Origin of the sequence: Maricaulis sp., from assembly GCF_030149425.1 — a bacterium.
Lineage (GTDB): Bacteria > Pseudomonadota > Alphaproteobacteria > Caulobacterales > Maricaulaceae > Maricaulis.
In genome coordinates this window covers 1-25,834 of record NZ_JASBRQ010000054.1, presented here as the reverse complement: position 1 = coordinate 25,834, position 25,834 = coordinate 1, and the positions used below count along the sequence as shown (strand labels likewise).

Sequence of the window (25,834 nt, the reverse complement as noted above, 5' to 3'; positions counted from 1 at the left end):
CCATGCTCTATTTCGGCCGCTGGAAGCTTCTCGCAATTATCGGGGCGATTGCCCTGGGCGTGATGTATTCCATTCCCAATCTCGTGCCCGAGGCACAGCGTTATCAGCCCAACGCTGCGGGTGAGCCGGTCGCACAGGGCATCTGGGGCTATATCCCCAGCCGGTCGGTCAATCTCGGCCTCGACCTTCAAGGCGGGTCTCATATCGTCTTCCAGGTCGATATGAATGAGGTGCGCGAGCGTCAGCTGGCGGCCCTGCGCGAGGATGCGCAAGTGGCCATGCAGGGCGATGGCCCGCGCCTGTATCGGTCCGTGACCGTGATCGGTGACGAGGTCGTGGTATTGGTGATCCGCCCGCAGGATCGCCAGGAGGCCTATGACCGCCTGCAGACCCTGCAGCGTCCGGTTCAGGCCCAGCCGACCGCGACGAGTTTTGTGCAGGAGAACGTGCTCAATTTCGCATCGCTCAGCGACGACACGCCGAATGAAATCCGCATGTCGATCACCGATGCCCAGTTTGAGTCGATCCAGGACCGCACCATCGCCCAGTCGATCGAGGTGGTCCGCGGGCGTCTCGACGGACTTGGAACGAATGATCCGACGATCGCCCGCCAGGGCCAGAACCGGGTGCTGGTCCAGGTCCCCGGTGCCGATGACCCGCAGCGCATTATTGATCTGGTGACGTCCCAGGCGGTGATGACCTTCCACATGGTTGATGACCGGATCGACCCCGGTCCCAATGGCGAAGCCCGCGTTCCTCCGGGACGCCAGATTGTGCGCCGCTCGCCGTCCAATGGCGGGGGCTTCGTGGTGATCGAATCGCGCGAGCTCCTGACCGGTGAAAACCTCACCGATGCGGGTGTCAGCACGGACCCGAAAACCGGTCTTCCGGCGGTGTCCTTCCGTTTCGACCCGCAGGGATCGCGCATCTTTGCCGATACGACCCGGAATTTCCGTGGCCGCCGTTTCGCCATCAAGCTCGATGATGAGGTGATTACTGATCCGCGGATCAACGACCCGATCCTCAATGGCTCCGGCATCATTACCGGCAATTTCAGCTATGAGACGGCCAATGACCTGGCCATCCTGCTCAGCGCCGGCGCACTGCCTGCCTCGCTGACGCCGGTTGACCGCCGCACCATTTCCCCGACCCTTGGTCAGGACCAGATCGAGAGCGGCCGGATCGCCATCATTATCGGCTTCGTCGGCGTCATCATCTTCATGCTCGCTGCCTATGGCGTGTTCGGGATTTTCTCGACCATGGCGCTATTGGTGAATGTCGTGCTGATCCTCGGGGCGCTGTCGGGGCTCGGAGCAACGCTCACCCTGCCGGGTATTGCCGGGATTATCCTGACCATTGGTATGGCTGTGGACGCCAACGTGCTGATTTTCGAGCGAATACGTGAGGAAGTCCGGCTCTACAAGCGCTCACCCATGCTGGCGATCGAGGGCGGTTACAAGCGCGCCGGCGCGGCCATTCTTGATGCCAACGTCACGACGCTGATCGCTGCCCTGGTGCTGATCTTCCTCGGCGCCGGTCCGGTCCGTGGTTTCGCCATCACCCTGGGTATCGGCGTTGTCACCTCCGTCTTCACTGCTTTCGTCTTCTCGCGTCTGCTGGCCGTCACCTGGCTGCGGACCGTGAAGCCGACCAAGCTGCCGCTTTAAGGGGAGGGATCAGACAATGTCCTTTGCTCTCGTCAAATACCTGCCCACCGGCACAGAATACGGTTTCATCCGGATGCGCCGCATGGCGCTGCTCGTCTCCATCGCCCTGATGCTCGGCTCCGTGGGCACCTATTTCGGCCTCGGTATCAATTTCGGTATCGACTTCCGTGGCGGTATCCAGCTGGAAGTGATGACCGACGTTCCGGCCGATGAGCTGCGCGCCGTCGCAGACGGGCTGGGTTTCGGTGAATCGGAGATTCAAGCCGCTCGCGCCGCAGCCGGCGAAGTCCGTAGTGTCATGGTGACCCTGCCGCTACAGCCCGGTGAGGGCATCGAGGCGGAACGGGCTCAGCAGGCCGCAGGCCTGGCGCTGCGCGAAGCGTTGGCCGCGAGTTTCCCCGGTATCGAGCTGCGCGATGATTCCGTGATCGGTGCAGCGGTCTCCGGCGAACTGATCCAGACCGGGATTATTGCCATCGTCGTGGCTCTGGTCCTGATGCTGATCTACATCCTTTTCCGCTTCGATCAGCCGGCCTACTCGATCGGTGCCGTGTTGGCGCTGACGCATGATGTCATCGCCACGATCGGCTTGTTCGCGATCACCCAGATGACCTTTGATCTGGCGACCGTTGCAGCGATCCTGACCATTGTCGGTTATTCGATGAACGACACCGTTGTGGTCTATGACCGCATCCGGGAGAACCTGCGCAAGTACAAGAAACGCCCACTGGATGAAGTGCTCAACCTGTCGCTTAACGACACGCTTTCGCGCACTATCCTGACCTCTGTCACGACGCTGATCGCCCTGTTCTCGCTCTACCTAATTGGTGGGTCGGCCCTGAAGGGCTTCTCCCTGGCGATGATCTGGGGCGTCGTGATCGGTACCTATTCTTCGGTCTTCGTTGCCGTTCCCCTGCTGCTCAGCCTCAATGTTGCGCGCTCCAGCGAGGACGGCGAAGGCGAAGAGCAATAGAGCAGGGCTTATCCTGAGAGGCGAATTCGGCTAATTTCCCTCCCCGATACAGGACTTTGATTCCTCGGGGAGGGGCCTCATGGCTGCAATTCTGACCAATCTGCGTACTACGGTACATGTTTCCATACTGATCGCGATCCTGCTGGTGGCGGCCTATGTCATCTGGGGCGGGGTCGATGCTGGCCCTGCGCTCTGGCAGGCGATCGCGCGCTGGACCCATGTGGTCGCCGGGATCATGTGGATCGGGCTGCTCTGGTATTTCAACTTCGTGCAGATCCCGAACATGCCGAATATCCCGGACGAACAGAAGCCGGCTATCGGCAAGGTGATCGCGCCTGCGGCCCTGTTCTGGTTCCGCTGGGGTGCGGCCTTCACAGTACTCACCGGTCTGATCGTTGCGGCCCTGCGCGGCTATATGGTTGAGGTTCTCAGCCTGGGTCTGATCGCGGATGCTTATACGCCGCAATATTCCTTTATCGGTATCGGTATGTGGCTGGCGCTGATCATGGCCTTCAATGTCTGGTTCGTGATCTGGCCAAACCAGAAGATTGCCCTGGGCATTGTGGACGCCGACGCTGACGCCAAGCCGAAAGCGGCCCGCACGGCGATGCTGTTCTCGCGCACCAATACGCTGTTGTCCTTCCCGATGCTGGTGGCCATGTCGATGGCACAGACGCTTTTCGGCTAGGACAGAGCACGCATAAGAATTGAAAAGGCCCGCCGATTGGCGGGCCTTTTCATTCGGACGGGTTATTCGGGCTGGGCGGCCGTCACGCTCTGATAGAGATACGGCCGGAAGACCGCACTGGAGCGCGGCTCGGGCCGGTGCGGCCCGGGCTGGATCTGGGTCATGATCACCGCGGAAATACGCTGCGAGGGGATGACGACGAAGTCGGTATCGAAATAACCGCCCCAGCTGACATCGCCGGGAATGCCCTGCGGCTGCTCACCCTCGGCCGGCGGGATGACCACCGCGAAGCCATAGCCGTAGCTGGCGCCTTCCCAGCCTTCGCCCAATTGTTCACGGCTCACCTGTGGGGACATCATCTCCTGCAAACTTGCCTCGCTGATCAGGCGCACATCACCCAGCGCGCCGCCATTGGCAAGCATCATGGCGAAGCGGATGTAGTCCGAGGCGGTCGAGACTAGGCCGCCTCCGCCCGAGGCCCAATCGGGATTGGGCTGGTCAAAGACCGTCATGGCGCCGGTTTCATCGTGGATGTAGAGCGGCGGCATGTCGGCTTCATCGAAGGCGACATCGTCGAAGAAGAAGCCGGTATTGTGCATGGCGAGCGGGGTGAAGATGCGGTTCTCCATGAAATCCGCCAGCGTCTCGCCGGACGCCACCTCGATCACACGTCCCAGGACATCATTGGAATAGGAATAGATCCAGCGGTCACCCGGATCGACATAGAGCGGAAGTTCCGCCAGCCGGTCCATGCGCGCCGCGAGATCGCCATCGCCGCTATAGAGCGAGTTTTCCAGATAGAGGCGGCCCAGATCCGTCTCGGCTTCGAAGATATACCCGACGCCTGCCGTGTGGGTGAGCAGCTGGCGAATGGTGATCGGACCGGCTGGTGCGCGGGTTTCGATTTCCCCTGCTTCATTCGCCATCGGCGAGACCGCAACGCGGACATCGGCAAAGGACGGAATGTATTGGGACACCGGGTCATCCAGCCCGATCTGCCCGGTCTCGACCAGCATCATCGTCGCCAGTGCTGTGACCGGCTTGGTCATGGAGGCGATGCGGATCGGGCTGTCGACGGTCATCGGCAGGCCGGCCTCGATATCGACCAGACCCACCTCGCTGGTATGGAAAACCTGCTCACCGACCGCGACCATGACGGCATAGCCCGGGCGGGCACCGCTCTCCACGAGGGCGGAAAGCTGGGCTTCGAGCGCGCCGAGCGGTTGCAGGTTGAGGACGGGCTGGATCGCTACCGGAGCAGTGGTTTCAGCCGGGAGATCGGCGGTGGACGCCGGGGAGCAATTGGCGAGCAGAAGTGCGCTCGCCAATACAGTGCCAAGACGGAGCAGCATGGGTTTCCCTCTGGGAATATTATCGACCAGAGGGAAACCTAGAGCGCCAGTAGGGTCTTGGCGACCCGTTGCTTGCGCTATGCAGCGGTTTCTTTGGCTGCCGCGAGATTGGCGGCGGCAAAGTCCCAGTTCACCAGATTGTCGAGGAAGCTGGTGATGTAGTCCGGGCGGCGGTTCTGGAAGTCGAGATAATAGGCGTGCTCCCAGACATCCATGGTCAGCAACGGGGTAACACCGTCCTCGGTCAGCGGGGTTTCCGCATTGAGGGTTTTGCGCACTTCCAGCTTGCCATTGGCCAGCACCAGCCAGGCCCAGCCGGAACCGAACTGGGTCGCGCCGGCATCGGCAAAGGCGCTCTTGAAAGCGTCCAGCGAGCCGAAATCGCGATCGATCAGTTCGGCCAGTTCACCGGTCGGTGCGCCGCCGCCATTGGGGGCCATGGAGTGCCAGTAGAAGGTATGGTTCCAGATCTGGGCTGCATTGTTGAAAACACCGGCCTTGGAGGCGTCGCCGGCCGAGGCCAGGATGACGTCTTCGAGGCTCTTATCGGCCAGATCGGTGCCCTCGATGAGACCATTCAGCTTGCCCACATATGCGTTGTGGTGCTTCCCATGGTGGAAATCGAGCGTCTCCGGGGAGATATGAGGGGCAAGCGCGTCTTTGGCGTAGGGCAGTTCGGGCAGGGTAAAAGCCATGGGAACCTCACAGGCAAACAAGATGGGGAATATCCGGCGGAACCGGTTCGTCCCTGTCCATATGGGGTGTGTGTGGCGCCTGTCCACAGGAGCAACTGATGCCAACTGAAGATTTCAACGCTCTGTTACAAAAGTCCGATCCTGATCGGCGCATGGCGGCCCTGTTTGCGCCGGCCGAGATTCGCGAGCGGCTGTTCACGCTCTATGCCTTCAATCAGGACATCGCACGCATCGCCGAGGCCACGTCGGAGAGCCTGATCGGCGAGATGAAGCTGACCTGGTGGCGCGATGCCGTGGAAGACCTTTATGCCGATACCCCGAAGGTGCGCCGTCATGACGTGACTGAAGGCCTGGCGACATTGACCGGCATCGTGCCCAAGGACGATCTGCTGGACATGATCGCCGCGCGTTTCGACGATGTCACGGCGCGCCCGTTCACGGATCTGGGTGACCTCATCGCCTATGTCGACCGGACCTCGGTTACGCTCATGCGGCTGGCGCTGGCTGTCAGCGACGCGCAAGCCGATGATGCCTTGAGCCGCAGTGCCGGGCGCGCCTGGGGGCTGACCGGCCTGTTGCGGGCCTTTCCGCACCGGGCGCAGATCGGCCGCGCCCCGCTCGCCGGCGATACGCTGAGCGAAGCCGGCGGCAGCGCCGCCATGCTGGCGCAGGGGCTGGGTGAAAACCTGATCAAGCCGGCGCTGGAAGATGTTCGCGCCGTCATTCATGCCGAATTGGCGACGCTTGCGGAGCAGGGGGAATTGCCGGCCGAGACCGTGCCGGCGCTGGGCTATGTCCGGCTGGTTCCAGGCTATCTCAAACGCTTGCCGGAAAACCCGTTCCAGACCGCCGCTGAACCGCCCCTCCTGGCCCGTCAGCTGCGCTTGAGCTGGCTGTCACTGACAGGGCGCTAGACGCTGTTCACTGTACAAAAGGCTGACAAGCGGCGGAATTGGAATAGGTTGTCACGGAATCGAGACAGGAGACACCACATGCCCCATGCTTTGATCACCGGCGCCAATCGCGGTCTGGGCCTGGAACATACCCGGCAGCTGCTTGAGCGCGGCTGGACGATCACGGCGGCATGCCGCAACCCCGATGCAGCGGACGACCTCAAGGCGCTGGACCCGGGCGATGGGCGTTTGGTGCTGGAAACCTACGACGCCATGGAGCTGGGGTCTGCTGCAGCTCTGGCTCAGCGGGTGAGCGCTCCCATCGATCTCCTGTTTGCCAATGCCGGCATGATGACGCGCGAGACGCGCAGCTTCGGTTCGGCGGCGAATGAGCGCTTCATGGAAGAAATGCGCGTCAACACGCTCGCCCCGCTGGCCCTGGTAGAGGCCTTCGCCGACCAGGTTGCGGCCTCGGAAATGAAGGTCATTGCCCTGCAATCCAGCCGCATGGGCTCGATCAGCGACAATGACAGTGGTGGCGCCTATGGCTATCGCGCCTCGAAGGCGGCCCTTAACGCTGTCGGCAAGTCTTTGAGCATCGACCTCAAGGATCGCGATATCGTGGTGCTGATCCTGCACCCGGGCTGGGTGCGCACGGATATGGGCGGCCCCAATGGTCTGATGACCGCGCCGGAAAGCGTTTCCGCTCAGCTCGACCTGATTGCCCGTGCCTTCAAACAGCCCGCCATGAGTGGCCGTTTCTTCCACATCAGCGGCGAAGACCTGGCCTGGTAGTCAAACGGTTCAGGCCGGCAACCAGTTTGCGAGGTCGTCGAGCGCCCGCGCTGACATCAGCTTTTTCTTGGCCACGCTTTTGGCCTTGCCGCGAATGCGGTTGCCCTCTTCATCGCGACTGGGCGCCTGCATTTGCGGGAACAGGCCGAAATTGACATTCATCGGCTGGAAGGAGCCCTTGCCGGCATCGAGATGGCCACCGGTCACATGCTCGATCAGTGCGCCCAGAGCCGTTGTTTCCGGCGGCGGCGCGATCGACTGACCGAGCCGCTCGGCTGCCGCGAAACGCCCGGCCAGAAGGCCCATGGAGGCGCTTTCGACATAACCCTCAACGCCAATCAGCTGGCCGGCGAAACGCAGGCGCGGCTGGGACTTCAGACGCAATTGCTTGTCCAGCAGTTTGGGGGAGTTGAGGAAGGTGTTGCGGTGAATGCCGCCGAGACGGGCAAAGCGCGCCTCTTCCAGGCCCGGGATCATGCGGAAGATATCGCCCTGGGCGCCGTACTTCAGCTTGGTCTGGAAGCCGACCAGATTGAATAGCGTGCCCAGCGCATTGTCCTGGCGCAGCTGGACGATGGCGTGCGGCTTGATATCCGGCTGATGCGGATTGGTCAGGCCGACGGGCTTCATCGGACCATGGCGCAGGGTCTCGCGGCCACGTTCGGCCATCACTTCAATCGGCAAACAACCTTCGAAATAGGGGGTATTCTCCTCCCACTCCTTGAATTCGGTCTTGTCGCCGTCAATCAGGGCGTCGATGAAGGCGTTGTATTGCTCTTCATCCATCGGGCAATTGAGGTAGGCGGTCCGGTCGGCCTCGGTCTCACCCTTGTCATAGCGCGACTGGAACCAGGCTTTTTCCATATTGATGCTGTCGCGATAGAGCACCGGTGCGATGGCATCAAAGAAGGCGAGCTCGCCTTCACCGGTTTCCTTCAGGATCGCCTCGGACAGGCTTTCCGACGTCAGCGGGCCGGTGGCGACAATAACGCTGTCCCACTCTTCCGGCGGCAAGGCTGGAATTTCCTCGCGCTCAATGGTCACAAGCGGGTGTTCGCTCAGACGTTTTGTGACCGCCTCGGAAAAGCGGTCGCGGTCGACGGCGAGGGCGCCGCCGGCGGGCAGGCGGTGATTATCGCCCTCGGCCATGATGATGGAATTGCAGCGGCGCATTTCTTCATGCAGCAGGCCGACCGCATTGGTCTGGTGATCGTCCGAGCGGAAGGAGTTGGAGCATACCAGCTCGGCCAGCCCATCGGTCTTGTGGGCCTCGGTTTCCTTCACGCCGCGCATCTCGTGCAGGATAACGGGAACGCCGGCGCTCGCGAGCTGCCAGGCGGCCTCGGAGCCGGCCATGCCGCCGCCGATGACGTGAACAGGTTTGATCTGTGAATGTGTCATGCCCGGCATATCGATCCGGGCTGGCAGGCTGTCAAGCGCGCGGCGGCAGCACGACGGGGCAGGGATTGACCCGAATAAGCTGCATGATAGGCTTCGCCCAACTTGGGGAGGTGGTCGAATGCGGGGTGTTTTTCTGGCCTTTGTCGCATCGATCAGCCTGTCCTGGCCGGCTGGCGCTCAGGATGCACTGCCGCCCAATGTGGCCGAACTTTACCGGGTATATGTCGCCGCAGAGCAGGGCGGAGACGCCGAAGCAGCGCTTGCGGCGGCCCGTGCGGTTTATGGCGCCGCCCGCCAAGCCGATCTCGACAGCTTCACGCGGGCCAGCCTGGCTGAGAATGTCGGTTTCTACGCCCAGCAGCTGGGTGAGAACCAAATGGCCTACGAACACTGGCGCGCCTCAGCCGAGCTCTCTCGTGAGAGTGAAGAAGAGGGGATGATTGCCGGCTGGCGCTGGCACAATGCTGCCCTTTCGGTCATGCGCGCAGGCGATCTCGAAGAGGCCGCGCGTTGCTCCAATCGCGCAATTGACGAGTTTGGCGATGTCGACGGGCTGTTGGCGGCCAACCCGGTGCTGTATGCCGACGCGAATTACCTCAACGCCGAGCTTCGCTTCCAGCGCGGTTCGCTGCGCGATCTGCGCCGTCCGGCCCGCGCCGCGGTGGAAGGGTTTGAAGCACAGCAAGTCGAGGCGAATTTTGCCGTTGCGCGAGCCTATTATTTCGTCGGTCTTTCAGAGCTTGTGCGCCGGGAGCATGAAGAAGCGGCCTATTATATGCGGCTGTCAGCCGATGCGTTTGAGCTGATCAATCCCCAGAGCGCCAACGCAATTCATACCTTCGGATTATCGCGTCTGGTCGCCGAGCTGGCCGATAGCGGGCGCTCCAATGACCCAACCCGCGATCGGGTCATGGAACGACTTGCATCGCACCGTTTCCACATGGCTGCGAGCAATGGCGACGAGGTCTTCCCGAGTTCGCTTCCGGAAGGCGCTACTCCGCCGCAATTGCCGCGAGAGAATTGGGTTCACCCAACCTATCCCATAAGGGCCGCAGACCGAGGCGCTGAAGGCGTGGTTATTCTTCGTTTCGGTATTACCCCGGAAGGGGAGACGGAGAATGTTGAGGTCGCCTTTGCCATGCCGGAAGGGTATTTCGAGCGGGTCTCAATCAGGGCGGCCGAAGAGACGCGATACGAGCCGGCCATGCTGGATGGGGAGCCGATAGCAACGCCCAGCTATACCATGCAGTACCGCTTCGTCCTCGCGCCGGACTAGACCGGCTAGCGCCGCGACATACTGACGTCAAATCTTGCCTCCGGGCCGCCCCGTCTATTTAACGGGGCAAAGCGAGGTGACATGACTTCCAACGCCCAGAACCAAGCGCCGCTGAACCCGGCTCCTGTGCCGATCCTGCAAAGCGTTGCCGCGGCTTACGCCTTTTTTGTATCGCACTGGCGCCACGCCATTATGGCGGCCGCGCCCTATACGCTGTCCTATGCAGCGCTCTTGATCCTGCTGATGCAGGTGGGGCCGGAGGGAACCGAGAACTCGGCCCTGTCGACGCTGGGTTTCGGGCTTACCCTGATCAATCTGATTACCTCGGTGGCGCTGACCTCGGCCATGTTCCGTATGGCTGTGCGGGGCGATTATTCCGGCTGGCTGCATTTGAAAGTGGGCGCCGACGAGTTCCGGACTTTCATCGTTTCGGTCCTGATGTCGGTGCTGACTCTGGTCGTTTTCGTCCTTGTTTTCATGTTCTGGCTGGCCTTTTTGAGTGCGCTTGTGGGCGGCGCGCTGTCGCGTGCCGGTATTGATCCGGAGGCGAGCGGTTTCGATCTCATCGAGGCCATGTCCTACCTCACCGCCATGGATGCCGGCGTACTGATCATTGCCGGTCTCGGCTGTGCCGCGATGATGGTCTGGCTCACTGCGCGCCTGTCGCTGGCGCTGCCTGCCACGATCGACAAGCAGAAAATCCTGGTGCTGAGCATCTGGCCGCTGTCCAAGGGGCAGGCCTGGCGCATTGCCGCCGCGATCCTGCTCGCCAGCCTGCCCTTGTTGCTGGTGGAGGTCGCGATCTATGAGGTCTTGAGCCTGCTGACCGGAGAGCGTCTGTTGAGCGGTACTGTGACCGTTGCCGATACCATGCCGCAACCGGCCGGGTTCGAGCGGCTGGGTGAGTATATGCGCTGGTTCGGGCTGATGGCCTTTATCAATTATCCGGTGATGTCGGGCCTGTACGCCTATATCTACCGGCACCGTGTGGCTGCGCCGGCACAGGACTGAGCGCACGGGACACCCGGTCGCCAATTCCCCCTTTTGTTTTCCGTTTGATCGGTAACACTGGCAAGCCTAGGAGCTTCGTCAGAGGGGGGACATTATGAGCGACAGGCAATTCGATCTCGGTAGCGGGATATTCTGGTTTTTCAAACGCTTCGGCGATAATCCGGCCGGTGCGCTTTGGATTTCCCTTTGGCAGATGCTGGTCGGAGGCGCGATCATCGCCCTGATGCTGGCCTTCCTCTTCCCGGCGCATAAGGAACTGATTGCGGCCGTCGTCGAACTGGAGAATGGCAGTGTTTCCGATGAGGAGGCCGCCATGGTCATTCTCTCCTCGGTCTTTGGTGTGCTGGCCAGTGTAAGCTGGGGCATCATCCTGGCGATATTGGCGAGCCTGTCCTTCCAGGGCGCCTGGATGCGGTTCCTGACCCAGCGGCCGATGGCGGCGGTGATTCCGCTGCGCCTGGGCGGGGACGAATTCCGCCTGCTTGGCGTCAACCTGCTCTATTTTGTTGTCGCTATTGCGATGTATTTCGGCGTCATCATGGTGATGGTGACCTTCGGCGTCGCCGGCGGCGGCATGCTGGCGGCGAGCGGCGACAATACGTTCGCCGGTGGCCTTGGTTTCGGTCTGATCATGTTTTTCGGCTTTGTCGCGATTGCCCTGTCGGTTCTCTTCGTTGCCGTCAAACTCTCCGTCGCGCCGGCGCTGACCGTGCACGACCGCAAATTCCGCTTCTTCGAGAGCTGGGAAGCGACCGATCGCGTCTTCTTCCCGACACTGCTGTCCTATTTCGTGGTCCTGGTGCTCTCGGTGATCATCGGCGGAGTGATCAGCTTTGTGCTCGAACTGAGCTTCCTGGGCGCCATGATGCCGGTCATCGAAGAGTTCACCTATCTGGGCCATGGCGCAGAGCCGACCGTCGAGGAAGTCTTTGCCACGCTGCAGAACGCGCTCTCCGATCCGGCCGTTTATGTGCCGCTGCTGATCGGTGGAACCCTGATGTATCTGTTGCAGATCGTCCTTGAGGGCTTCTGGCACGGGGTGGGCGCTTACAACGCTGTGCGTCACCGCGCTGGCGGCGAGGCTCCGGAAGAGGATGCACCGGTTCTCGGTGCCGATCACCCGGCCGGGGCTAGCCCGAGCGAAGGCTGATCGCTACAACGTCCAATACGCGGCCCGGTTGTTACAGCCGGGCCGCATCTTGTCCGCACCAACCGCGTTCTTCAGGAGTACGCCGCCATGTCGACCACAGCAGAGGATAATCCGGGCTGGCCCGGCGAACCGGCTTATGCACCGATCCCGGCTCAGTCCAAGCTTGGACCGGCCTGGGCCACGATCCTGGTTCAAATTCTCTTCTTCGGTCTGGCTGCCCTGGCTTCGATCCTTGTCGTCATCGCCATGGTCGTCGCCGCCATGGTCTCATCGGGCGGCGAGCTGGATGATCCCGCAGCGCTGATGCAGGGGCCCTTCATGGGCAAGATGCTGCTGTTCGCGCTGTTGGGGCAGTTTACCGTCTGGGGGGGTATCACCCTGATCTGGACCCGGTTCCGGGAGAAGCGGAATTTTGCCACGATCGGGCTGGGCGGACCCGGCTGGACGCTGCGCTATGTCTTCGGCTTTATCGGCGGCGTGGTGATCGCCTTCAGCCTCGGCCTGGTGGCCTTCGCCCTGACCGAGCTGGCCGGTTCGACCCCCGCGGACATGCCCGACCTTGAGAATCTGGACTATTCCCGGCTGGGCCAGCCTTTGCTTTTTGTCCCGCTGCTCATTGTCGCCGGCCTCTTCATGTTCCAGGCGACGGTCGAGGAGGTGACGTTTCGCGGCTGGATGATGTCCTCTCTGGCGGCGCGCGGCGGCATGATGCCGGCGATCCTGATCAACTCCATCGTCTTTGGTCTTTTGCATGCCCATGTTCTGGCCATGGGCATCGCCTCCGGATCAATCGCCCTTGGCGGTATCGCGGCGACCGGGCTGTTTCTTTCCGTCCTCGCCTGGAAGGAGGGATCGATTGCCGGCGCCAGCGGTGTGCATAGCGGTTTCAATGTCGCCATCCTGACCAGCGGGCTGGCTGTGGCCATGCTCAGCCAACCGGACGACGACTGGCTCGGCCTGTTCGCCGAAGTGCTCAATAACTCGACCGGCATGGGCGAGGACGGGGCGGTCCCGGTCACGCCGGAACTCTTCACCCAGCTGGCGGTCATGCTAACACTGGCCGTAGTGGCGGCGATCCTCATGCGCCGCAAACGCCGCTAGGCGGCAGTCAGGACAGGGTTTGGCCAGCAGCGAGGATGATCCCGGCAGCGCGTCTAAGGGCGAGGACGAGGCCGAGATCGGCTCAGCCCGGCCGGCGCGTCTGGAGACCCTGTTCGACGACCTCTCCGGCGGTCCGCAGACAGAACAGCTCTGTGTCGGCGATATTCTCAATGCGCTGGCCCACCGCTCCTATGGGCCGCTCCTGCTGCTGCCGGCGCTGATCTCCATCCTGCCCATTATCGGAGCCATTCCGGGTGTGACCTGGACGATGTCGGCGCTGACCTTGCTGATTTCACTGCAATTCCTGTTCAACCGGCAATCCCTGTGGCTGCCGCGCAGCGTGCAGCGCATCGCGGTTCCGCGCGGACTGTTCGAACGCTCGCTGGAATGGAGCCGGCCCTGGCTGAAACGGCTGGACAGTTTCATCCATCCGCGTCTCAACCTGATGATGGGGCCGCCCTGGCCCGTCCTGGTCGCCATCCTGTGCGTCCTGCTTTCCCTGGCCATGTTCGTTGCCTCCGTGGTTCCCGGTGGCGTGGTCATCCCGGCGATCGGTGTGATCTTCCTCGCGATCGGCCTGACCACGCATGACGGCCTGATCCTGCTCACCGGCATCATCGCCTCCGGCGCGGCCTTCTGGGGTGTCGCCGAGTTGGTTTTCTGATCGTTTCCACGTCTGGTTTTGTCACGGCATTGCACGCCGGACGTGTGTCGTGTCTCATGAGCGGATCTGATTTGGGGGAATCATGAAAACCGGGTTCAACTTCACCGATGCGGTGTTCTTCATGCCGCTGCAGGTCTTCAAGCGGCCACTCTCCGCGCTGTGGGTCGCCGTCTGGGCCTTCATGCCTTTTGTGCTGATTTTTGCGGCAATCTACCTGTTCGGACTGCAGGATCTGTTGCCCGAGTCGGGACCGGATGGGCGCCTTGAAGAGGTTCCGTCCTGGCCATTCCTGATTTTGGTTTATTGCGGTTTGTTGTTCGCTTTTGTGGCGATCTATTCGATCTGGTTGCGCTTCCTGGTGCGCGATCAGAGCGGAGGTTGGTGGCCGATCGGCCTCGGCGCCGATGAGCTGCGACTGATCATCACGCTCATGCTCCTACTGCTCCTCATTGCTCTTGTGATGGGGCTGCTATTCCTGCCAATCGGGTGGATCGCTATAGCATTGGGCGGGCAGGACGGTGGCGCCCCCAACGGACCCGCAACTGCGGCTATAGTCGTCGTGGCGATCGCGCTGGTCGGGGCCTATTTCTGGGTGGCTATTCGGCTTTCGCCCATACTCGCCTGGAGCATACATGAAAGGCGCATTGTCGGCCTCAGTGTCTGGCGGGTGAGCAAGGGCGTGTTCTGGCCCTTCCTCGGGGCGATACTGGTGTCGGGCGTGATCAGCATGGTGATGCAATTTGCCGGGATGCTGCCGATGCTCCCGATCATGACGCTGAGCGGTATGGCCGTTGACGCCACGGGAACGGCCGGTGATTTTTCGACCGTCGGCGGCGTCGTTATGGCCGCTTATCTGTTTCTGCTGGTCTCCTTGCTGATAGGCTATTCGTTGGGCCCCGTCGCCTATGTGGTGCGCTGGCATGCTGGAACCTTGCCGGTCGAAATGCGGCGTGATGGCCAGCCCGTGGTGGCAGCGAATGAGCGGAAGCCCGAGGGCGATGATAAAAACGCGGCCGATGCGACGATCGACAATAGCGCAGATGGTGGCGATGGCGGTGGCGACTGATCGCGGGCCGGCTGGAAAGAATAATTTGGGGAGTAAGCGATGAGCGAGCGCGTGGGTTTTGTTGACATGGCGACCTATGGGGTGCGGACCCTGTTCTGGCGACCGGTGCATTCAGCGGTTTTCGTTGCCGTCTTCGGTCTGATCATGATCGGCTATTACAGCTGGGCGCAATCGCCGGGCGGGATGGCGTTTTTCCTGAGCTATGCCGAGGCCTCCCTGGGGCTGTCGACAGGGGCGGTCGGCCCTTATTTCGCGGCGATCGGACAGATGATGCTGGTGGGGCTCATCTTCGGCGCGATCCATTACGCCAGCGGATATCGCGTCCTCGTACGGGAAGATGCCAAGCCGTTTTTCCCGATCCAGCTCGGACGTGATGAGCTGAATTTCCTCCTGCTCTTCCTCGTTGTCGGCCTGATTTTCCTCGGTGTTGTCATCGTCGCAGCCATTGTGGCCGGCATTGTCGGCGTAGCATTGGCGCTGGCCCTGTCCGCGGGAGATCCGGAAGGCGCGGCCTATGCCGGCTTGTTCACCGGCTTCGTGGCCCTCTTGCCGGTGCTCTATTTCGTCGGCCGGATATCGGTCAGCTTTCCGCTCACCATTAAACAGCGCCGATTTACCCTGGGCGGCTGGAAAGCCAGCCAGGGCATGGGCTGGTCGCTCTTCTTTGCCCATCTCGTGATCTATGCCGTGATGATGCTGGTGCAGTTCGTGCTCGCTTATGATGTGATGATGTCCAGCTTCACGATGGGCGTGGACCCCGTGACCACTCCGGATGCCGAAGCCCTGGCCGCACAAATGGCCAATCCCGTCGGCGACTGGAAGTGGATCGCAGCGCCGCTTCAGTCGGTGCTGGCCTTGTTGATGATGGGCCCGACCGCGGCCATTGCCGCGAAGCGCCAATTGGGCGCATAGGCTGGTTTTCGGACCGGAAGAGGGCTGATAGGAGTGATACCGGTCTGAGAGGGGTGCCGGGCAGGCCGAACGGGTTTTGAGTTGGGGGTCATCATGACCAGTGAGTTTCGTATTTTCGATGCCATGTTCTTCAGCGTGAAGCGGTTCGGCGAACGGCCGCTGGCGTTTCTGGTGTTCATTGCTTCGGTGATTATTGTGCCTTGGGCGGTCTTTGCCGGTCTGGAGATAGTCACCGGTCAGGGTTATCTCGAGCGCATCGAGGTTCTTTACTCGGAGATGATGCTGGTTGAAGCCTCCAGCGGCGGGCTGGACATGGTCAGCTTTGTCCAGCTCTGGGGTGAGCTCATGCTCATCCAGCTGGTCATCGGCACCGTGGTGTTCGCCGGGCTCAACCGCTTGCTGGTCCGCGACACGGTCAATGTCTTCCTGCCGTTGCAGCTGGGCCTCGACGAGCTGCGCTACCTGGTCCTGCACCTGTTTGTGATCGCCATTTCGATTGTCGTCATGATTGGCCTGTTTATCGTCATGATCCCCTTGTCGATGATCATGCTGCCGCTGATGGCAGGCGGGATGCAGAGCGGAGACCCGCTGATGACAATCATCGGGGCGCTCGCCATTCAGCTGCCGGTCATGGCGATCGGCCTCTACATCTACGCCCGCATCCTGCCGGTCTATACGCTGACGACCCGAGATCGCAGGCTCCGCCTGGGCGCCTGGAAGGCCACATCGGGCGTCGGCGTCAAGCTTTTCCTCGCCCTTGGCCTGCCTTACCTGGTGCTCACTGCGGTAATCCTGGGGGTGCAGTTTTCCATCATGCCGACGGAGATCTGGCAGTCTGGGAATGTTGCGGCCGGTGAGACGATTGCGCAGTTTGTCTGGAGTCCGGCCTATCTCGTCCTGCTGGGGCTTTACGGCGTTATGCTCTTCATCCTGTCGGGCCCTGCGGCCTATGTCGCCGTCCGCGATGACAGTGTGGGCGACGGCGCTGAAGAGCAGCGTGTCTAGCGGGCGTGAGGGCGAGTGCTAGCTCGCCTTCTGTTTGGCTGACTGGGCCCGCCCGGCATCACGTTCGAGCAGTGGTTTGAGATAGCGGCCGGTCCAGGAGCGCTCGACCTCGGCGACATCCTCGGGCGTGCCGACAGCGACGATTTCGCCGCCGCCATCGCCGCCTTCAGGGCCGAGGTCAATGATCCAGTCGGCGGTCTTGATGACGTCGAGATTATGCTCGATGACCACCACCGTATTGCCGGCCTCGACAAGCTCGTGCAGCACTTCGAGCAGTTTGCGGACGTCCTCGAAATGCAGGCCTGTGGTCGGTTCGTCGAGGATGTAGAGCGTCTTGCCGGTGGCGCGCTTGGACAATTCCTTGGACAGCTTGACCCGCTGGGCTTCACCGCCGGAGAGCTGGGTCGCCGGCTGGCCGACTTTGACATAGCCCAGACCGACACGTTTCAGCGTTTCCATCTTGTCGCGCACCGATGGCACGGCCTTGAAGAAGTCGGCGGCTTCCTCAACCGTCATGTCGAGCACATCGGCGATGGACTTGCCCTTGAACTGGATCTCCAGCGTCTCGCGGTTGAAGCGCTTGCCATGGCAGACATCGCACGGGACGTAGACGTCGGGCAGGAAGTGCATTTCGATCTTCACCACGCCATCGCCCTGGCAGGCCTCGCAGCGCCCGCCCTTGACGTTGAAGGAGAAGCGGCCGGGCTTATAGCCGCGGGTCTTCGCCTCGGGCAGCTGGGCAAACCACTCCCGGATTGGAGTGAAGGCGCCGGTATAGGTGGCCGGGTTGGAGCGCGGCGTGCGGCCGATCGGGCTCTGGTCGATATCGATGATCTTGTCGAGCTGATCGAGCCCGTCGACCCGGTCATGCGGTCCGGGAACCTGCTGTGACTTGGACAGGCGGCGGGCTGCGGCTTTGTAGAAGGTCTCGATCGTCAGGGTCGACTTGCCGCCGCCGGACACACCGGTAACGCAGGTGAGGACCTTGAGCGGGAAATGCGCGTCGACGGTTTTCAGGTTGTTGCCGGTCGCGCCGATCACGCTGACCTGTTTCTTCTTGTCGATCTTGCGCCGCTGGGAGGGCAGTTCGATCTGCTTGGCACCGGACAGATACTGGCCGGTCAGGCTTTTCGGATTGGCCTGGATTTCGGCCGGCGTGCCCGCTGCCACGATTTCGCCGCCATGAACACCGGCGGCCGGGCCGAGATCGACGACATAATCGGCGGTCAGGATGGCCTCTTCATCGTGCTCGACAATGATCACCGTATTGCCCAGATCGCGCAGCCCCTGCAGGCTGTCGAGCAGGCGGGTGTTATCGCGCTGGTGCAGGCCGATTGAGGGCTCATCGAGCACGTAGAGCACGCCGGTCAGACCGGACCCGATCTGGCTGGCCAGGCGGATACGCTGGCTTTCACCGCCGGACAGCGTCCCCGAGGCGCGGTCGAGGGTGAGGTAATCGAGACCGACATCGACCAGGAATTTCAGACGCTCGCGGATTTCCTTGAGGATGCGCTCGGCGATCTGCCGGTTCTTCGGCGACAGCGTGTCCTCGACCTGGCCGAACCAGTCACGCGCATTGCGGATCGAGAGTTCGGAGGCCTGGGAGATATCGTGATCGTCGATCTTCACCGCCAGGGCTTCCGGCTTCAGACGTTTGCCGCCGCAGGTTTCACAAGGCTGGGACGACTGGAAGCGGGCCAGGTCCTCGCGCACCCAGCTGCTGTCCGTCTCGCGCCAGCGCCGCTCCAGATTGGGCACCACGCCTTCAAACGGTTTCTTGGTCTCGAACTTCCGCAACCCGTCCTCATAGACAAAAGTCACGTCTTCCTTGGTGCCAAAGAGGATGATCTGCTTGAACTTCTCCGGCAGGTCGCGCCAGGGCTGGAACATGTCGCCGCCGAAATGCCCGGCCAAGGATTGCAGCGTCTGCTGATAGAGTTTCGACGTCGCCCGGCTCCACGGCGCAATGGCGCCGTCATTGAGGGATTTGTCCCGGTCGGGCACGACCAGGTCCGGGTCGAATTTCAGTGACTGGCCGAGACCGTCACAGCTCGGGCAGGCGCCAAACGGGTTGTTGAAGGAGAACAGGCGCGGCTCGATTTCCGGGATGGTGAAGCCGGAGACCGGGCAGGCGAATTTCTCGGAGAAGACAATACGCTTGGGATTGCCGTGCTCGTCCTTCTGGTCGGCGCTCTCGGCAACGGCAATGCCATCGGCCAGGCGCAGGGCAGTTTCCAGACTGTCGGCCAGGCGGCTCTCCAGGCCCTCGGCGATGGCGATCCGGTCAACAACAACGTCGATATCGTGCTTGAACTTCTTGTCCAGCTCAGGGGCTTCCTCGAGCAGGTAGAATTGCCCGTCGACCTTGACACGCTGGAAGCCGGCCTTGAGCCATTCCCCGAACTCCTTGCGGTATTCGCCCTTGCGGCCGCGGACCACAGGCGCCAGCAAGTAGAAGCGCGAGCGTTCCTCCTGCTCCATCAGCCGGTCGACCATCTGGCTCACTGTCTGGCTCTCGATCGGCAGCCCGGTTGCCGGCGAATAGGGCGTCCCCACACGGGCAAACAAGAGGCGCATATAGTCGTAGATCTCGGTCACCGTGCCGACCGTGGAGCGCGGGTTTTTCGAGGTGGTTTTCTGTTCGATCGAGATCGCCGGGGACAGCCCCTCAATGGAGTCCATGTCCGGCTTTGCCATCAATTCGAGGAATTGGCGGGCATAGGCCGACAGGCTCTCGACATAGCGGCGCTGGCCCTCGGCATAGATGGTGTCAAAGGCGAGCGAGGACTTGCCGGAACCAGATAGGCCGGTGAAGACGATCAGGCTGTCACGCGGCAGCTCGACGGAAACGTCTTTGAGATTGTGTTCGCGCGCACCCTGTACGCGGATCTTGTCGAGCGCCATGCGGATTGCCTGCCTTCATCCGGATTCGAAATACTCGCGCGGAACATTGCGTGAACATAACCGGTCTGTCCAGTCGCTGCGCGAAGGCGGAGATGTAGGCCTGCGGGGCGGGTGCGTCCAGTGCCCCCGCTGCGGGGATGCTGACAGGGTTATGGCGGGAGAGGGGGGCGCATAGCCTTGCGCCTGCATCGGACAACTTCTGCGTTTGAAATCACCTCTCTAGACGCATTTTTGTTGCAATGCGGCGTAATTCGCGGTCCAAAAGATGCCTGAGGGATGCGGGAATCGCCGTGGGGGCGGGATTCCGGCGGGGACATGTATGACGACGACAATGCAGCCAGACGGCCTGAAAACGGTAGGTGTCTGCGGGGCGGGCCACTCCGGTTCGACCCTTTTGGGCATGGTGCTCGGCTCCCACTCCGACGCCTTCTACATGGGCGAGGGGGCCAAGGTCCGCTATCTCCACGATGCGGCGAAGCCACTACGCAAGCGGGTCTGCAAGATCTGCGGCGAGGCCTGTCCGGTGTGGTCGAAATTCCACTGGGACAAGAACCAGCCGCTGCACGCCCAGCTGGCCCGCTTTACCGGCGCCGGGGTGATTGTCGATACCAGCAAGGACGAGCGCTGGATCGCCAGCCGGGCCGAGGAGACACGGGCCGCCGGCGGGACGCCCTATCTCATTTTTCTCACCCGCGATGGCCGGGCCGTGGTCAATTCGCGTATCCGCAAATACCCCGAGCGCGATCCGGGCGAACAGATCCGGCAATGGACCGGCAAGATGGCCTCTGCGCGCGCGCTTTATGACGCTTTCGAAGGGCCCAAGCGCGAATTGCGTTATGAGGACCTGGCCAGTGATACCGAAGCCGTGGTGCGCGATTTATGCGCCTGGCTCGGCATCGAATTTGAAGCTGCCATGCTCGATTTTGCCGCGACCCCGCATCATGTGCTCGGCGGCAATAACGGCACCCAATACCTCGCCGCCAAGGCGGTTTTCGACAATCCTGAGGAGGCTTTCGTCTCTCTTACGGACCGGACGCGGGCCTATTACGGCGCGCATTCGGGCCGGATCGAGCTCGATCTGCGCTGGATGTCGGAGCTGTCTGCGGAGCATGCGGCGCTGTTTGAGGCGCTGGCCGGCGATATCAATGCCAAGATCAAATGGGAGGCCGCGTGATGGCCAAAATCGATCTCGTTTTCCGTCAGATTGACGAGCGCACCCGCGATGTAGCGCTTGAGCTGGCCATCGAGCATATCCGTCCCGATGCCACGCATATCATCGATGATGTCCGGCCTTTCACGGAATGCGTCAACCAGATGCTTCGGATCGAGCATGACGCGGATTATGTTGTTTATGTCGATGCCGACTGTCTGATCCTTGAGGATATTCGTGGCTTCATCGAGCGGTGTGATGCCCCCTATGTCGACAGCTATGTCACGGATCGTTTCCGGGGGCGTTTGCATTGCGGGGTGCATATCACCCGGGCTGATCTGGTGCAGGCCATGGCCGAGACGGAGGTGCCGGAAAACGACATGAAGTACGTGCTGCGGCCGGAGTCACGGCTGCGCAACCTGGCCATGAAGCCGCGGAAAATGTCGAAGCAATTCCGGAATTTCGACATCCTGCATGACCATTTCCAATCCTATCAGCACATCTTCATGAAATACGCCCTGCGCGAATTGCGCAGCCGGACCAAGATCCAGGCGCCGCGACTGACCCGCTCGATGGAGAAGTGGGAGGTCGAGCCGGGCGTGATGTGCGACCTGACCATGGCCCGGAATGCGGTGGATTATGCCCGTGAGACCGTGCCGGCCGAGGCGAGCCCGGATGAGGTGCATGCCTTTATCGAAGCCCTGCCGGAACATGCTGCCTCGCAGATGCAGGCGCTGGGCCTGGAGGAAAAGCCGGAGTTTACCCGGGACGAGCTCGACACCTGGCTCAAGACCAACCGCTCGCGTGTGGATTATTCCAGCAAGGCGCGGCAGCAGAAGATTTTCGGCTTGGGCCTGTCCCGTACCGGTACCCGCAGCCTGACCGCAGCCCTACAGGTGCTGGGCTATGATTGCAGCCATTACCCGATCGACGAGGACACCTATACCGAACTGTCCAACGCCCAGTACGATCTGACCCTGCTGAAGTATTTCGATGGTCTGACCGACATCACGACCATTCCCTTCTACCATCATTTCGACAAGCTCTACCCGGGCAGCAAATTCATTCTCACCGTGCGTGACAAGGAAGGCTGGCTTGGATCGTGTGCCCGGCATTATTTCAACCGCCCGGCCTTCAAGGATGTCGAGGATCCCGATGAGGAAGTGCATCTGAAAATGCGCCAATTCCTGCGGGCCGCGGTCTATGGCTGTTACAATTTCGACCGCGAGCGCTTCTCCGCCGTCTATGACCGTCATGTCCGCGAGGTGATGGAATATTTCAAGGACCGGCCCGAAGACCTGTTGGTGATCGACATCGTCTCCGGTGAGGGTTTTGAAAAGCTCGCCGGCTTCCTTGACCGCCCGATCCCGACCGAACCTTTCCCGCACAAGGGCGCTGTCCTCTCGCGCAAAATGCTGGCCGAACAGGCGGCGGTGGAAGCCGTGGCCTAGGCCATGGCCCAGGCTGAGCCCGATAGCGAGGCGATCAGCCTGCGGCAGGGGCTGGGCTATGCCTGGCGGACGCTCAAGCTCGCTTTTGACGCTTCGCCGGGGCTGATTATCTGGGCCGGTGTGCTGACACTTGCGGTCGCCCTGCTACCGGCCGCGGCGCTGTATACGTCCAAACTCGTCGTTGATGGTGTCGTCGCGGCGATTGAGAGCGGTGCCGTTGAGGACCGTAATCAGGCCCTGATCTGGGTTGGGGTGGAGACCGGAATTCTCGCCGCGCTGCTGGCGCTGCGCCGTCTGCTGACATTCGAGAAGTCTCGCTTGCATGCGGAGGTCGGGTTCGCGGCCAGCTCGGCCATTCTTGACCGCGCCGAAGCCCTGACGCTGGAGGAGATCGAGCGTGCCGATACCCAGCAGCAATTGGTCATCACCAAGCAATTCGCGACCAGCCGGCCCTATAGCCTGATCAACCGCATTTTCGATGGCGGCCAGCAGGCGGTGACCCTGATCTCGGTCGCGGCCCTGCTCTGGAGCTTCTCGCCGGTCCTGCTCGTCTTCATGCTGGGCGGTGCACTGCCGCTGTTTCTCGGCAATCTGCGTTTTTCCGACACCGCCTATAACTTTTACAAAGGCCGCACGCCGCAGGTACGTGAGCGCAGCTATCTGGAAGGCCTGATCTCGGCCGAGGGGAATGCCAAGGAGCGCCTGCACTACCGTTTCGGCGAGCGGATCATGGCACGCTACCGGGCCCTGTTTCGCGAGCTCTATCAGGATGACGTCGCGCTCAAGGGGCGTCAGGCGCTATGGGGCGCAGCGCTCGCCATTGTCAGCTCTGCTGTGTTTCTCGGTGCCAAGCTCTGGATCGTCTGGGTCACCATCGCCGGCACGATCACGCTGGGCCAGATGACGATGTTTGTCGGCCTGGTGAAACAGGGCCAGGCCAATATCGCCAATCTCCTCTCTGCCTTTAACGGTGTCGTCGAGGACGTGCTTTACGTATCCAACCTGTTCGCCCTGCTCGACCGGCCGGTCATGCCAGCGGGGCAGGGGGCCAAGGCCGGTCCTGACCTCTCCGGCGGGCTGCGTTTTGAGGGCGTGAGTTTCACCTATCCGCTGGCCGAGCGCCCGGCCCTTGAGGATGTCAGTTTTCATCTTCCCCCCGGCGCATCGCTGGGCATTGTCGGCGTCAATGGTGCGGGCAAATCCACCCTGGTGAAGCTGGCGCTGGGACTGTACCGGCCGCAGAGCGGGCGCGTTACCCTGGACGGGCTCGACCTGGCCGATTGGGACCGGGACGCCTTGAGCCGCCGCTTCGGCGTCCTGTTCCAGCCCTCGACCAATTTCAAGCTCACGGCCCGGGAAAACATCGCCGCCGGTATCGGCTTTGCCGAGCTCAGCGATGAGGCGGCTCATCGCGCCGCCGAAAAGGGGCTGGCCAGCGACGTGATCGAGGCTTTGCCGCATGGGCTCGAGACGCGGCTGTCAAAGCGGTTTCTCGACGGATTCGAACTCTCCGGCGGGCAGTGGAAACGCCTCGGATTGGCCCGCGCCTATGCCAATGAGGCCGCCGACATGCTGATCCTCGACGAACCCACAGCTGCCCTTGATGTAAAGGCCGAGGCCGCGCTGATGGCGCAGCCGCGGGATGGCAAGAGCCTGATCCTGATCTCCCATCGCCTGTCAAACCTGCGTCCGGCAGACAATATCCTGGTCCTGGAGGCGGGCCGTCTGGTGGAGGCGGGGCGCCATGATGCGCTGGTCGCGGCAGGCGGTCCCTATGCCGAGATGTTTGCCCTGCAGGCCGAGGCTTATCGCTAGCGCCATTTCCCCAGCAATTTTGACGCTTTCGCCGCAGCCGGTTTTGCTCGACGTGTGACCTGCCGGTCCTATAGGGTGCGCGCGATTACAAGAATATTACGTGCCCAACAGGGGAGTTTCACATGTATCGCACTATTCTGCGCGGCGCTGCCGGGCTGGCCGCCCTGGCGGCCTTGAGCGCACCGGGCCTGGCTCAGGACGCCTTGACGCTGGAGGATTTGTTCGAGATTCGCCAGGTCGGGGCCATTGCTCTGTCACCCGATGGCGATGACGTCGCCTTCACCGTTTCTGTTCCGCGCAATATTGTTGCCGGCGACGCCGATGGCAGCGGCGATGTCGAGCTCTACATCGCGACCGGTGCCGGTGAGGCCCGCCCCTATATCACCGGCGAAGGCCGGGTCTGGGGCGTGGAATGGGCGCCCAATGGCGACGCGGTTCACTTCCTGACCCGCCGTGACGGCGATAGCGGTACGACGCTGTACGCGATCCCGGTCGATGGCGGCGAGGCGAGCCGTGTGTTCAGCCATGCCAGCTCGATCCAGTCCTACGCCCTGGCGCCGGACGGCGAGACCCTTTTCTTCATCGCCCGCGAGGCTGCTGACCCGGTGCAGCGCCAGCTGCGCGAGCGTGGCTTCCGCGCCAATGTCTATGAAGAAAACGGCGTCTTTTCCTATCTGTGGTCGGTCAATCTCGCCGAAGAAGGCGCCGAGCCGGTCAAGCATGACCTGCCGGGCCATGCCTCCTCCATGGTGATGAGCGAGGACGGGTCCCGCCTCGCCGTGGCGCTGGCCCCGACGACACTGGTTGATGACAGCCTGATGGAGCGCGACTGGCATATCGTCGACGCCGCCACGGGTGAGGTCATCTCCGCCATTGAAAGCCCGGCCAAGATTGGCGGCGGGGCCTTCTCGCCGGACAATTCACGCTTTGCCTATCTGGCCGGCGCTGACCGCGCTGACCCGACGGCAGGCACGCTGCATGTGGCCGATACGGCGACCGGTGAGTTCACCCAGATCGCCCGCGATGCCGAGCAGCACATCAGCCAGATCGCCTGGCGTGACCGCGACAGCATCATCGCCCTGACGGCTGTGGGCACGGGTACGGCATTGGTGGATTACAACGTCAATGGCCGCGAGGAGCGCCGCTCCAATCATGAGGGCATGGTCATCTCCGCCATGGACTATGACCGTGACGATCGCGAACTCGCTGTTACCGCTCATGCCGCCAACCATCCGCGCGAGCTGTTTGTCGCCAGCGGCCGTTCGCTGCAGCGCTGGACCGATCACAATCCGCAACTGGCCGATATCGCTTGGGGTAATCAATCCGTCTTTGAATACACCGCCCGCGATGGCGAGCGTATCGAGGGTGTTCTGGTGACGCCGCAGGGCGAGGCGCCGGAGGGCGGCTGGCCGATGATCATGACCGTCCATGGCGGCCCGGAAGCGCATGACAATAATGGCTGGGTCAATGGCTATTCCCGCCTTGGTCATATCGGGGCCGGTGAGGGCTTCGCCGTCTTCTATCCCAACTACCGGGGCTCGACGGGCCGCGGTGAGCGTTTTGCCAAGCTCGACCATCTCGATGCGCCGGGCGAGGAATTCTGGGATCTGGTTGATGGCATCACGGCCCTGTCCGAAGCGGGTATTGTCGATAGCGACCGCGTCGGTATTACCGGCGGCTCCTATGGCGGCTTTGCCTCTTCCTGGGGCGCGACCATCGCGTCGGAGCACTTCGCGGCTTCTGCGCCTTTCGTTGCCCTGACCGAGCTGATCAGCTTCTACGGCACGACGGAAATCCCGATCGAGATGGTCGATGTCCACTTCATGGAAGCGCCGTGGGAGAACTGGATTTCCTATCTGGAAAAC

General features: G+C 62.0%; 21 protein-coding genes. 17 read left to right on the top strand and 4 right to left on the bottom strand.

All coding sequences use genetic code 11. The features are described from left to right. Positions 1-2: 2 nt before the first annotated feature. From secD to Q1V57_RS09500, 3 genes are all read left to right on the top strand, one after another. Positions 3-1,667, top strand: coding sequence for a protein translocase subunit SecD (secD, locus tag Q1V57_RS09510; RefSeq protein ID WP_300529993.1), 1,665 nt, complete (start codon positions 3-5; stop codon positions 1,665-1,667). Positions 1,668-1,683: 16 nt separating this feature from the next. Further along, on the top strand, positions 1,684-2,640 hold the full coding sequence (gene secF, locus Q1V57_RS09505; protein ID WP_300529991.1) for a protein translocase subunit SecF: 957 nt from the start codon (positions 1,684-1,686) through the stop codon (positions 2,638-2,640). A gap of 79 nt (positions 2,641-2,719) precedes the next feature. Next, positions 2,720-3,328, top strand: coding sequence for a urate hydroxylase PuuD (locus Q1V57_RS09500; RefSeq protein WP_300529989.1), 609 nt, complete (start codon positions 2,720-2,722; stop codon positions 3,326-3,328). A 62-nt stretch (positions 3,329-3,390) separates the two neighbouring features. Here Q1V57_RS09500 and Q1V57_RS09495 read toward each other — a convergent pair whose 3' ends face one another. Continuing rightward, complete coding sequence (locus Q1V57_RS09495; protein WP_300529987.1) at positions 3,391-4,680, bottom strand: serine hydrolase domain-containing protein; 1,290 nt, start codon at positions 4,678-4,680, stop codon at positions 3,391-3,393. 77 nt (positions 4,681-4,757) lie between these two features. Beyond that, positions 4,758-5,375 (bottom strand): superoxide dismutase, encoded by a 618-nt coding sequence (locus Q1V57_RS09490; RefSeq protein ID WP_300529985.1) that lies wholly within the window; start codon positions 5,373-5,375, stop codon positions 4,758-4,760. A gap of 98 nt (positions 5,376-5,473) precedes the next feature. Here Q1V57_RS09490 and Q1V57_RS09485 point away from each other — a divergent pair, with 98 nt between their 5' ends. After that, on the top strand, positions 5,474-6,289 hold the full coding sequence (locus Q1V57_RS09485; RefSeq protein WP_300529983.1) for a squalene/phytoene synthase family protein: 816 nt from the start codon (positions 5,474-5,476) through the stop codon (positions 6,287-6,289). 78 nt (positions 6,290-6,367) lie between these two features. Then, positions 6,368-7,063: an SDR family oxidoreductase gene (locus tag Q1V57_RS09480; RefSeq protein WP_300529981.1), complete on the top strand. Its 696-nt coding sequence runs from the start codon at positions 6,368-6,370 to the stop codon at positions 7,061-7,063. 9 nt (positions 7,064-7,072) lie between these two features. On the opposite strand, the gene trmFO is transcribed toward Q1V57_RS09480, so the two are convergent. Then, positions 7,073-8,473, bottom strand: a complete 1,401-nt coding sequence (gene trmFO / locus Q1V57_RS09475; RefSeq protein ID WP_366145122.1) for a methylenetetrahydrofolate--tRNA-(uracil(54)-C(5))-methyltransferase (FADH(2)-oxidizing) TrmFO — start codon at positions 8,471-8,473, stop codon at positions 7,073-7,075. Positions 8,474-8,582: 109 nt separating this feature from the next. Between trmFO and Q1V57_RS09470 the strand changes: the two genes are divergently transcribed. From Q1V57_RS09470 to Q1V57_RS09435, 8 genes are all read left to right on the top strand, one after another. Next, positions 8,583-9,740 carry an energy transducer TonB gene (locus tag Q1V57_RS09470; protein WP_300529977.1) on the top strand — a complete coding sequence of 386 codons (1,158 nt, stop codon included), beginning with the start codon at positions 8,583-8,585 and terminating at the stop codon, positions 9,738-9,740. Between the two features lie 81 nt (positions 9,741-9,821). Further along, on the top strand, positions 9,822-10,751 hold the full coding sequence (locus Q1V57_RS09465; protein ID WP_300529976.1) for a hypothetical protein: 930 nt from the start codon (positions 9,822-9,824) through the stop codon (positions 10,749-10,751). 94 nt (positions 10,752-10,845) lie between these two features. Beyond that, positions 10,846-11,901, top strand: coding sequence for a hypothetical protein (locus tag Q1V57_RS09460; RefSeq protein WP_300529975.1), 1,056 nt, complete (start codon positions 10,846-10,848; stop codon positions 11,899-11,901). An 87-nt stretch (positions 11,902-11,988) separates the two neighbouring features. Next, the gene (locus Q1V57_RS09455; protein ID WP_300529973.1) at positions 11,989-13,002 is read left to right on the top strand and encodes a type II CAAX endopeptidase family protein; all 1,014 of its coding nucleotides are present in this window, start codon (positions 11,989-11,991) and stop codon (positions 13,000-13,002) included. Between the two features lie 19 nt (positions 13,003-13,021). Further along, positions 13,022-13,666: an exopolysaccharide biosynthesis protein gene (locus tag Q1V57_RS09450; RefSeq protein ID WP_300529971.1), complete on the top strand. Its 645-nt coding sequence runs from the start codon at positions 13,022-13,024 to the stop codon at positions 13,664-13,666. A gap of 82 nt (positions 13,667-13,748) precedes the next feature. Then, a complete protein-coding gene (locus Q1V57_RS09445) occupies positions 13,749-14,732 on the top strand; it encodes a hypothetical protein (RefSeq protein WP_300529969.1) in 984 nt (327 codons plus the stop codon). Between the two features lie 39 nt (positions 14,733-14,771). Beyond that, complete coding sequence (locus Q1V57_RS09440; RefSeq protein WP_300529968.1) at positions 14,772-15,644, top strand: hypothetical protein; 873 nt, start codon at positions 14,772-14,774, stop codon at positions 15,642-15,644. A gap of 93 nt (positions 15,645-15,737) precedes the next feature. Continuing rightward, on the top strand, positions 15,738-16,649 hold the full coding sequence (locus tag Q1V57_RS09435) for a hypothetical protein (protein ID WP_300529966.1): 912 nt from the start codon (positions 15,738-15,740) through the stop codon (positions 16,647-16,649). 18 nt (positions 16,650-16,667) lie between these two features. Here Q1V57_RS09435 and uvrA read toward each other — a convergent pair whose 3' ends face one another. Continuing rightward, a complete protein-coding gene (uvrA, locus tag Q1V57_RS09430; RefSeq protein ID WP_366145123.1) occupies positions 16,668-19,559 on the bottom strand; it encodes an excinuclease ABC subunit UvrA in 2,892 nt (963 codons plus the stop codon). A 313-nt stretch (positions 19,560-19,872) separates the two neighbouring features. Here uvrA and Q1V57_RS09425 point away from each other — a divergent pair, with 313 nt between their 5' ends. From Q1V57_RS09425 to Q1V57_RS09410, 4 genes are all read left to right on the top strand, one after another. Then, positions 19,873-20,727, top strand: coding sequence for a sulfotransferase (locus tag Q1V57_RS09425; protein WP_300529962.1), 855 nt, complete (start codon positions 19,873-19,875; stop codon positions 20,725-20,727). Continuing rightward, complete coding sequence (locus Q1V57_RS09420) at positions 20,727-22,154, top strand: sulfotransferase family protein (protein WP_300529960.1); 1,428 nt, start codon at positions 20,727-20,729, stop codon at positions 22,152-22,154. Before Q1V57_RS09425 ends, Q1V57_RS09420 begins: the two co-directional genes overlap by 1 nt. 3 nt (positions 22,155-22,157) lie before the next feature. Next, complete coding sequence (locus Q1V57_RS09415) at positions 22,158-23,969, top strand: ABC transporter ATP-binding protein (protein WP_300529958.1); 1,812 nt, start codon at positions 22,158-22,160, stop codon at positions 23,967-23,969. 122 nt (positions 23,970-24,091) lie between these two features. Beyond that, positions 24,092-25,834 (top strand): prolyl oligopeptidase family serine peptidase (locus Q1V57_RS09410; RefSeq protein WP_300529956.1); only part of this gene is annotated, 1,743 nt, incomplete at its 3' end.

What these genes read in the sequence shown, in the direction of transcription:
- secD (WP_300529993.1), top strand. Translation starts at nt 3, where the DNA reads ATGCTCTATTTCGGCCGCTGGAAGCTTCTCGCAATTATCGGGGCGATT.
- secF (WP_300529991.1), top strand. Translation starts at nt 1,684, where the DNA reads ATGTCCTTTGCTCTCGTCAAATACCTGCCCACCGGCACAGAATACGGT.
- Q1V57_RS09500 (WP_300529989.1), top strand. Translation starts at nt 2,720, where the DNA reads ATGGCTGCAATTCTGACCAATCTGCGTACTACGGTACATGTTTCCATA.
- Q1V57_RS09495 (WP_300529987.1), bottom strand. Translation starts at nt 4,680, where the DNA reads ATGCTGCTCCGTCTTGGCACTGTATTGGCGAGCGCACTTCTGCTCGCC.
- Q1V57_RS09490 (WP_300529985.1), bottom strand. Translation starts at nt 5,375, where the DNA reads ATGGCTTTTACCCTGCCCGAACTGCCCTACGCCAAAGACGCGCTTGCC.
- Q1V57_RS09485 (WP_300529983.1), top strand. Translation starts at nt 5,474, where the DNA reads ATGCCAACTGAAGATTTCAACGCTCTGTTACAAAAGTCCGATCCTGAT.
- Q1V57_RS09480 (WP_300529981.1), top strand. Translation starts at nt 6,368, where the DNA reads ATGCCCCATGCTTTGATCACCGGCGCCAATCGCGGTCTGGGCCTGGAA.
- trmFO (WP_366145122.1), bottom strand. Translation starts at nt 8,473, where the DNA reads ATGCCGGGCATGACACATTCACAGATCAAACCTGTTCACGTCATCGGC.
- Q1V57_RS09470 (WP_300529977.1), top strand. Translation starts at nt 8,583, where the DNA reads ATGCGGGGTGTTTTTCTGGCCTTTGTCGCATCGATCAGCCTGTCCTGG.
- Q1V57_RS09465 (WP_300529976.1), top strand. Translation starts at nt 9,822, where the DNA reads ATGACTTCCAACGCCCAGAACCAAGCGCCGCTGAACCCGGCTCCTGTG.
- Q1V57_RS09460 (WP_300529975.1), top strand. Translation starts at nt 10,846, where the DNA reads ATGAGCGACAGGCAATTCGATCTCGGTAGCGGGATATTCTGGTTTTTC.
- Q1V57_RS09455 (WP_300529973.1), top strand. Translation starts at nt 11,989, where the DNA reads ATGTCGACCACAGCAGAGGATAATCCGGGCTGGCCCGGCGAACCGGCT.
- Q1V57_RS09445 (WP_300529969.1), top strand. Translation starts at nt 13,749, where the DNA reads ATGAAAACCGGGTTCAACTTCACCGATGCGGTGTTCTTCATGCCGCTG.
- Q1V57_RS09440 (WP_300529968.1), top strand. Translation starts at nt 14,772, where the DNA reads ATGAGCGAGCGCGTGGGTTTTGTTGACATGGCGACCTATGGGGTGCGG.
- Q1V57_RS09435 (WP_300529966.1), top strand. Translation starts at nt 15,738, where the DNA reads ATGACCAGTGAGTTTCGTATTTTCGATGCCATGTTCTTCAGCGTGAAG.
- Q1V57_RS09425 (WP_300529962.1), top strand. Translation starts at nt 19,873, where the DNA reads ATGACGACGACAATGCAGCCAGACGGCCTGAAAACGGTAGGTGTCTGC.
- Q1V57_RS09420 (WP_300529960.1), top strand. Translation starts at nt 20,727, where the DNA reads ATGGCCAAAATCGATCTCGTTTTCCGTCAGATTGACGAGCGCACCCGC.
- Q1V57_RS09415 (WP_300529958.1), top strand. Translation starts at nt 22,158, where the DNA reads ATGGCCCAGGCTGAGCCCGATAGCGAGGCGATCAGCCTGCGGCAGGGG.